The sequence below is a fragment of the Mixta sp. genome, from assembly GCF_024610815.1.
Lineage (GTDB): Bacteria > Pseudomonadota > Gammaproteobacteria > Enterobacterales > Enterobacteriaceae > Mixta > Mixta calida.
Map to the genome: position 1 here is coordinate 1 of NZ_JANION010000167.1, position 8,168 is coordinate 8,168.

The window sequence follows — 8,168 nt, forward strand, 5'->3', positions numbered from 1 at the left end:
CGCTGATGTCCGGCAGTACTTTTACCGTTACGCACCACCCCGTCAGTAGCTGAACAGGAGGGACAGCTGATAGAAACAGAAGCCACTGGAGCACCTCAAAAACACCATCATACACTAAATCAGTAAGTTGGCAGCATCACCTGGTAGAGGCTAATACCTCATTGATAACGCTTACCGATCAGCGCGTTATCTTTCTTGATAAAGGCTTTTGGGGCAGCATAACGCAAGTTGATCTTGCTCTTAAAGATATTGTCAGCGTGAGCGTGAAAGCCGGTCTGGTATTAGGTGAAATCACCTTCTCAACCAGCGGTCAGAATTACTCGGTCAGTAATATTTTCAAAAGCGCTATTACGCCCTTTAACAATTTACTTAACAAAGCACGAAACAATTATGCGCCTTCCCGGCCTTTGCCGGAGCCACCGCCTCAGACTGCCGCCACGCCAGCTGCGCCAACCGCAGCACCTGCGCCCACTGCACCCACTGCGCCAGAATTCGATGATTTGATATCAAAACTTGAACGTCTGGCTCAGCTTAAAGAAAAAGGCATTTTGACCGAAGAAGAATTTCTGCAACAGAAGCAGCGCTTATTAAATCGATAATTCAGCCAACGTGGTTGGCTGGTTGAAACGTAGCGCAAAATGTTTTTTACGCATTAAGCGTTCCTGACGCGCCGGTCTGTAAAATGCTTTTCGGGCGCTCATGAGCGCCTCTTCTTTATTAATTTTCAACCCAGCCCCCTTCCCTGTGGCTGCGTTTCTCCACCAGTGCCGGAACAGACTTCATCTCGCTTTCAGAAGCGCCGCTCAAAAGCCAATGAAATAACCTTTCAGTCCAGCGTCAATTCTGTTCTCAGCAGTCCAAACACCCAGTCATCCTGCCAGCGGCCGTGCAGATGATAGTTTTCGCGCAGCACCCCTTCCAGCCGGAAGCCCGCTTTTTCCAGCACCGCTTTCGAGGCGTGGTTGCCCACGGTGACGGAGGCAGTGAGCTTGCGGAAATCCAGTGCGAACGCCAGCTGGCACACCGCACGCAGCGATTCGGCGCCGTAGCCTTTGCCCTGAAAAGCAGCGGCGAGCAGAAAACCCACCTCGGCGATGCCGTGTTCACGATCGACAAAGCCGGTAACGCCGACCGGATCGCCGGAGGTCTTTTCGCGCATCACCAGACAGAGCCAGTGCTTACTGCCCGGCTGCCAGCGCGGGAGGCGTACGTCAAAAGCATGGCGGCGAATGATCCCGGCGTCGTGCACGTCGCTGACGAAACGCATCACCGCTTCATCCTGATACAACGACAGGAAAAAAGGCCAGTCATCTTCCATGATGGGCTGATAACGCAGGCGGGAAGAATCGATATGCATGAATTTACCTGTATTACTGGACTGAAGAAGACCATAGCAAAAATCGTCCCGGCGACCTGCCTTTTTCCGAAGCCGGAAGCCGCAGAACAAAATACCGGCGCTTATGGCGTCTGTTTATACGATTGAAAAATGCGCAGCGGCGTATGATAACAGACAGTAAATTTTGTTCCCGCCGGAGTGGTTATGTCTGAGAAAGATCCTGTTGTTGAACGTCTGTCGCTGGAACTGCTGGCGCTGCGCCAAATTGTCCAGATGCTGATTACCTTTGGTAATATGCCGACGGGCGGCAAGCTGAATAAATATCTGGAAAACCTGGCCAGCGAAGTTGAGCATCGCGACGGCCGCGAAGCGAATAAAGCGATCGCCGACGTGATCCGTACCTATATTCGCTCTTAATTCTGACCCCGTAGCAGCGCTGATTTGCTGCTGCGGTTTTTTCTTTTACTGGCGCGGCCAGGTCAGCGCATCGTTGATAAGGTTGTCCTTTTCCGGGCCCGGCGTCGTCTGATTACGTCCGTTGCGCTTCGAAACAAACAGCTGTTTATCCGCCGCGGAGACCAGGCGATTAAAATCGTCGCAGATATGGGCGTGATCCAGCGTGCCGCTGCTTACGCCGATACTGACGGTGACCGCCGCCGCATTGCCGCGCAGCATTATCTTCTGCTGCATCACGCGTCGTCGAATCGCCTCCGCCTTCTGCACGAACTGCGCGTCCGTGAGGTCGAACAGCAGCACCAGAAACTCCTCACCGCCGAAACGACAAACCAGCCCTGCATCGCCGACGCTCTGCTGCATGCGTTGCGCTACCTCCTGCAACACCGCGTCTCCGGCGTCGTGCCCGTAGTTGTCATTGATCGCTTTAAAATAGTCGATGTCGATTAACAGCACGCCCATCTGACGATCGCGCAGCGCGCCGGTTTCTTTCATCTGCTCTAAACGCGCGTACAGACCAGAACGCGTCAGCAATCCGGTGAGAAAATCGTGATTGGCGCGCAGCGCAAGCTGACGATTGAGCTGTCTGATGGCGTCCATGCTCACGGCGACAATCAGCGGGCTGATCGCCACCGTCGCCACGCCTAACCGCGCCGAAGTCAGATGGCTTGGCGGCAGCAGACTGTCGGCTCCCTGAATATTCATCACGTTATGTACCACCAGAATAATTTCCGTGATGCCGTTGAGCAGCGTTAATGCGCTGGTCAGCCAGAGCGGGTAACTGATGGCGCACCAGATCAGCGCCGGAACCGGAAAAGAGAGGCTGCCGCCGCCGCCGATCAGCGCCGCCGCGCAAATGGAGCAGATCAACGCCAGCGCCGGCGCGCACTTTCGCCATTGGCGCAGCGCCGCCAGCAGTTCGGCGCGGCGCGGCAGCGTCAACAGCAGCGGCAGCAGCAAAACGCCAGTAGAAAACTGCTCGCTCAGCCAGTCGCTCCATGCCGTCAGAAAGCCGTCGCGAAACAGCAGCTCCTGCGCCAGCGCCCCCCAGCTGGCGCATGCCAGGGACGCCAGCAGGCAGGCGGGAAAAATGGTCAGCGCGTTTTTTATCCTGCCTGAGGCATTAAGCGGAGCGGCGCGCTGAATCAACATCGAGACGGCAACCAGAATAAACAGAATATTCGCCCCGTTAATGGTAAACGCGGGCAGCGCCCAGCCGGAAAAGAGCGCGTCGTTAAACACCATCGCGCCATAGCAGACCAGGTAGTAGCGTGGCCGGTGCAGCCAGGGCAAACGGACAAAAATGCTGGTCAGCAGCGCGTTGATGGGCCAGAACAGCGACAGCTCCGCAGGCAGACGCAAATGGCCGCCAACAAAGCAGAAGAAGGAAGTGAAAAGAAATAGCGTCAGAATAGTGTTAAGCGGTTTTTCTTTGTTGAGAAGCGCGAGTTGCATAGCTGGACGTACCTGGTGCGTTGCCTCTGCCGCCGTCAGGCCTTCAACCGGCAGCTTCATTCAGCGGCTATTATTATCGGTAACCACGCCGTAAATAACGCTGGCGAAGCGCGGCATCTTATCACAGCATAACTGGCCAACAGGGTGAATCTTCTTCAGGTCAGGGAAAAGAGATGATAAAACAGGCGCTCGCTGAGCGCCTGTTTAACCGGTCTTTTGCAGCGGAAGCGACTATTTTACCGCCACCGGCCACTGGTTCAGACGGATGCCGCGTCTCGGCGCTTTCTCGCCAAAATCTTTCAGCACCGCTTTGACATCCGGGTCGAGATAATCCACGTTGTCATGATCGACGATCAGCACGCTGTTTTCCGGAATTTCATCCAGCAGATTTTGCAGACGCGGATTGTGCATAAATGTCAGGTTCTGCTGCAACCGCAGCACATAGTGGTCGTCGTAGCGGGTCAAATGCATAGCGTTGCGGTGGCTTTTGTAAATGCTGTAGAGGATCTGCGTGGCGATTCCCAGTCCAATGCCCGCCAGCATGCCGAAAGCGATGATGCCGATAATGGTGGTGATAAAAGGCACGAATTGCTGGGCGCCCATGCGGATTTGGTCAATAAACAGGCGCGGCGTCGCCAGCTTATAACCGGTATAGAGCAGCACCGCCGCCAGGCTCGCCAGCGGAATAACGTTCAGCAGATCGCTGAACCACAGCCCGCAGATCAGCAGCAGCACGCCATGCAGCAGAATCGACACCTTACTCTGCGCGCCGACGCTGACGTTGACCGAACTGCGCACGATCACCGCGGTGATTGGCAGCGCGCCGAGAAAACCGGCCAGCGTGTTTCCGATGCCCTGCGCCAGCATCTCTCTGTTCGGAGAGGGATGCGGGTTCTGCGGCCGCAGCTTATTCAGCGCTTCCTGACTGAGCAGGGTTTCCAGACTGGCCACCAGCGCCAGCGTTATCGCCACCACATAAACAGAAGGATTGCGCCACGCCTGCCAGTCCGGCCCTTCCAGCTCGGCGGCCAGCGCGCTCAGGCTGCCGAATTCAGGCAGCGTAATACGCGGCAGGCTGGCGAGGAAATCGGGCTGTAGCCGCTCGCCGAATACCGTCGCCAGCCCGCCAATCAGCACGGCGATCAGCGGCCCTGGGATCCAGCTCAACGCCTTGATGTTTTTAATCACCGGCGTCGTCCAGAGCCACAGGATCAGCAGCCCCGCGCCGGCCACCAGCATCGACGAGGTTGAGAAGCGGAAATCGCCGCTAAACAGCCCGCTCAGCTCGCCGTCGCCGCTGGCGCCCAGCGCCACCGGGATCTGCTGCATAATCAGTAGAATGCCGATCGCCGCCAGCATCCCCTTAATCACGCTGCCTGGCACCAATGCGATAAAACGTCCGGCGCGCAGCATTCCCAGAATGAACTGAATGATGCCCGCCAGCACCAGCGCGAAGAGAAAGGCGGAGAAGGATCCCAGCGTCTCGATGGAGGCCACCACGATGGTAACCAGACCGGCGGCCGGGCCGCTGACGGCAAAGCGCGAGGGACTAAAAGAGGTGACCACCAGACCGCCGATCACACCGGTCAGCAGGCCGACGAACGGCGGCAGGCCGCTGGCCTGAGCGATGCCCAGACAGAGCGGCAGCGCCACCAGAAACACCACAAGGCCGGCGGGAAGATCCTGCCGAAGCGTCTTCATATTCATGACGATGTTTCCTCTGCTGATTGCTGAATTAACTCTTTCAAATGTCCCGACTGCAGGTCATAAACGCAGCCGAACAGATCCAGTTCAACGCCGTTGCGCCAGGCACGCCGCACCGGCTCGCTGGCGGCCAGATGCGCGAACTGCGCCAGCACGTTCGCTTCCACCAGCTGATTGTGCCGCGACGCGTCCGCTTCGCCCGCCGCATGAAACGCCTTCAGGCCTTCGACCAGCGCCACGCGCAGCGCCGCAATACGGCGCGAGAGCGGAGAATTTTCCTGCGCCAGCGGGCTTTCCGGCAGCGCGACGGCGGCCTGAATGCCGCCGCAGCCGTAGTGGCCGCACAGAACGACGCGCTTTACCTCAAGGTATTCCAGCGCATACTGCAACACGCTCATAAAGTTATCGTCATCGGTCAGCACCATATTGGCGATATTACGGTGCACGAACAGCTCGCCCGGATCGGCCCCGGTCAGCACTTCCGCCGGAACGCGGCTGTCAGAACAGCCGATCCATAACGAATGGGGCTTTTGCTGATGTAAATAGCGCTCGAAATAGCGCGGATTACGCTGCGTTTTTTGTAATGCCCAACTACGGTTTTTCGCTAACAGTGGTTTCAGGGTCGTCAAAATCGTCGTCTCCATTCTGATAAATACAGGCAGGCCTGGGCGACAGTGAAAAATCATCAGGGAATACCGGAAAGCATGGAATATGCGCCGATAAAATAAGCAGTACCACTGCGGATAATAATAAACGAACATTGAAAAAACAATGCAGAAACAAAATTGCAAAGTGTAATCTTATTTAAATGCAATGTATAAATAAGGTAAATAAGACATTTTCCATTGAAAAGAGCCAAGAATCATATTGGTAAATTTATTATTATAAATCAAATAGTTAAATAAAAATAAAATAAATACAGAAATAAAATACACTATTTAACCTTAGGAATAAAAAGGTTAAATAATATAGACACCGGTCTCTTTAAGAGGCATCCGTCTCAATTTAAAAGGCGATTTAGCAGCTATTAAGTCATAAGAAAAAACAATATAAGTACAGGAAAGTCCGGTACTGGCGCTATGTACGGATTAAATCATCACGCAGGTAATTAATATCGATATTGGTTATTTACCATTTTGAACTCTTTTTCGCTTTCCTTGTTCTGCCATCTGTGAAGTTAAACTATTTGCGTTTATTTACGTAACGGCGGGGTAAAAAGCCTTTTAAAAGCGCCGGGCGGCAGCGAACGTATGCGCGCCCTTCCCTGTTCAGGGCGCGGACGCTATATTCAGCAAGCGATCGGCTGCCTACATTCTGACGTATTAACGCGCGTTCGGCGGCTACGATGCAATCAACGACTCATCAGCAAGGATTAATCATGTCTGACGCTTCTCCAGTAAGAACTTCCGCGCTGCTGGCCTCTCTCGATTGGCTGGATCACGCTTTTTTACCGGCGGGCATGGCGCCGCCGGAAGAGATTGCCTGCGGTCATCAGCGTCATACCGCGACGGTGGTGATGGCGGAAGAGGCGTTCCCGCGTAAACAGCGCGAGGCGGATGCCGTCATCGCCACCGGCCCGCGCCCGGTCGCCGTCTATACGGCGGACTGCCTGCCGGTGCTGATCGCCGATACCCGCCAGCGGAACGTGGCGGCGGTGCATGCAGGGCTAAAAGGCGCGCTGGCGGGCGTATTGCCACAGGCGATCGACAGGCTGATCGAGGCTGGCGCAACGCCTGACAGCTTGTTTGCGGCAATTGGTCCGGCGATTGCGCCCTGCTGCTACGAGCTGGGAGAAGAGATGCTGAATACGATTCTTGTTAATCCGCTGGCGACGGCGCCGCGCTGGTTTACGCTGCAACCGCTCAACAAGCAGGCGGTCAGGCCGCAGGCGCGCGCTGCGCATCAGGGCGTCTGGTTCGATTTGCCGGCGCTGGGCCGCCAGATGCTGCTGGACAGGGGTATTCCGGCGGCGCAAATCGATATTCTGCCGGTCTGTACCTATTGCTGCGCGGAAGCGCAATCAAGCTATCGACGTAATACCCATTTTTCCGACGACTACGCCCTGCGCTATTCCTGGATTCGGCGGAAGGCGTAGCGCGATCGCCATCGTGCTACGAGCTTCGACCAGGACCGGGCCGTCGCTCGCGCTGCGATCAGGAACGCGAGAGGAGATCGTTGCTGTATTTAAAAAGCTCATTATCGGAACGCAGGCCCAGCTTTCTTAACGCTGACTGTTTTTGTCCGCTGACGGTTTTGCGGCTGCGCTTGAACTTAACGGCGATTTGCGAAACGCTCATACCGTTCAAAAAGCAGCGAATCACCTCTACTTCGCGTGGGCTAAGCAGCTTCACCTTCTCATACAGCGATCCTTTCTGTGCGGCGTCGGTGGGCCGGCTGCGCGCCTCCTCATCAATAACGTAAAGGCCTTCAACTTCATAGGCCATATCGCGCGACAGCCAGTTGCGCCCCATTCCTACCTGACGGATCGCCTGAATCATTTCACTCATATCCTGGCTTTTGCCGATAAAGCCTTTTACGCCCGCGTTCAACACCATTTTTACTACGGCGGGGCTTTCCATGGCGGAAGAGATAAGGATATTCAGACGCGGATAATGATTACGCAGCTGCTTGATCAACGCCAGCCCGTCCAGCTCCCGCTCGCCTAATAAGAAATCAAGGACCAGCACGTCAAGCTGCAAATCAGGCAGCTCGTTAAAAAGCAGCTGACTGGCGCCGAACGTACCGACCAATATGATATCCGGCTCCGCGCCAACGCAAATTTCAAAGGCGGTGCGGATCATAGGATGATCGTCCAGTAGCGCAACCCGTAATGGGCTGGCGATCGTTTTCGTCATTTTTCACTCCTTGAATAATTACCAATGCGCAGGTGTTTAATTTAATCGTTTAATTCATCGTTTTCGCGGCGGCTAAAAAGCCATGCCCGCTATTCAATTAATAGTTTCCGTTATGCCGTTCTCTTACCTGGCGCCTCATTGCCCTATCCATGAGCATGCTGATACGCCTGGCCTGTGCGATGGCTATTAATATTTAACTTTTTTTCACTCTCTGTCACGTAATTATTTTTTCCCTGTCATTCATCAAAATATTGAGACAATTCCCGATACTTTTAGCATAGAAATAATTTTAGCGGTAGTCTGTCATGCTGACGGGACGAGTTGACGAAAAGCATAAGCTCCGCTGTAGAATACGAGATATGTCT

At 54.7% G+C, this 8,168-nt stretch carries 10 protein-coding genes; 3 read left to right on the plus strand and 7 right to left on the minus strand.

From position 1 onward, the window contains the following. The coding region (locus MYY08_RS12505) for an IS1 family transposase (protein ID WP_001515738.1) at positions 1-86 on the minus strand (86 nt) is incomplete at its 3' end. A 75-nt stretch (positions 87-161) separates the two neighbouring features. Here MYY08_RS12505 and MYY08_RS12510 point away from each other — a divergent pair. Then, positions 162-599 carry a PH domain-containing protein gene (locus MYY08_RS12510; protein ID WP_498043455.1) on the plus strand — a complete coding sequence of 146 codons (438 nt, stop codon included), beginning with the start codon at positions 162-164 and terminating at the stop codon, positions 597-599. Here MYY08_RS12510 and MYY08_RS12515 read toward each other — a convergent pair. Continuing rightward, entirely contained in the window at positions 588-728 is a 141-nt protein-coding gene (locus MYY08_RS12515; RefSeq protein ID WP_156462407.1) for a hypothetical protein, read from the minus strand. The genes MYY08_RS12510 and MYY08_RS12515 overlap by 12 nt on opposite strands. 98 nt (positions 729-826) lie before the next feature. Beyond that, a complete protein-coding gene (locus tag MYY08_RS12520) occupies positions 827-1,357 on the minus strand; it encodes a GNAT family N-acetyltransferase (RefSeq protein WP_038624023.1) in 531 nt (176 codons plus the stop codon). Positions 1,358-1,540: 183 nt separating this feature from the next. On the opposite strand from MYY08_RS12520, the gene MYY08_RS12525 reads away from it, so the two are divergent. Further along, the gene (locus tag MYY08_RS12525; protein ID WP_038624022.1) at positions 1,541-1,753 is read left to right on the plus strand and encodes a hypothetical protein; all 213 of its coding nucleotides are present in this window, start codon (positions 1,541-1,543) and stop codon (positions 1,751-1,753) included. A 45-nt stretch (positions 1,754-1,798) separates the two neighbouring features. Here MYY08_RS12525 and MYY08_RS12530 read toward each other — a convergent pair whose 3' ends face one another. The 3 genes from MYY08_RS12530 to MYY08_RS12540 all read right to left on the minus strand — a co-directional run bounded on the left by MYY08_RS12530 (position 1,799) and on the right by MYY08_RS12540 (position 5,592). Continuing rightward, entirely contained in the window at positions 1,799-3,244 is a 1,446-nt protein-coding gene (locus MYY08_RS12530) for a GGDEF domain-containing protein (protein WP_038629868.1), read from the minus strand. Positions 3,245-3,475: 231 nt separating this feature from the next. Then, positions 3,476-4,951 (minus strand): SulP family inorganic anion transporter, encoded by a 1,476-nt coding sequence (locus MYY08_RS12535; RefSeq protein WP_038624021.1) that lies wholly within the window; start codon positions 4,949-4,951, stop codon positions 3,476-3,478. After that, entirely contained in the window at positions 4,948-5,592 is a 645-nt protein-coding gene (locus MYY08_RS12540; protein WP_038629867.1) for a carbonic anhydrase, read from the minus strand. Before MYY08_RS12540 ends, MYY08_RS12535 begins: the two co-directional genes overlap by 4 nt. A gap of 734 nt (positions 5,593-6,326) precedes the next feature. Between MYY08_RS12540 and MYY08_RS12545 the strand changes: the two genes are divergently transcribed. Continuing rightward, entirely contained in the window at positions 6,327-7,043 is a 717-nt protein-coding gene (locus tag MYY08_RS12545) for a purine nucleoside phosphorylase YfiH/LACC1 family protein (RefSeq protein WP_288014425.1), read from the plus strand. Between the two features lie 58 nt (positions 7,044-7,101). Here the strand turns inward: MYY08_RS12545 and MYY08_RS12550 are convergent, their stop codons facing one another. Next, the gene (locus tag MYY08_RS12550; RefSeq protein ID WP_038624019.1) at positions 7,102-7,803 is read right to left on the minus strand and encodes a response regulator; all 702 of its coding nucleotides are present in this window, start codon (positions 7,801-7,803) and stop codon (positions 7,102-7,104) included. Positions 7,804-8,168: the final 365 nt, after the last annotated feature.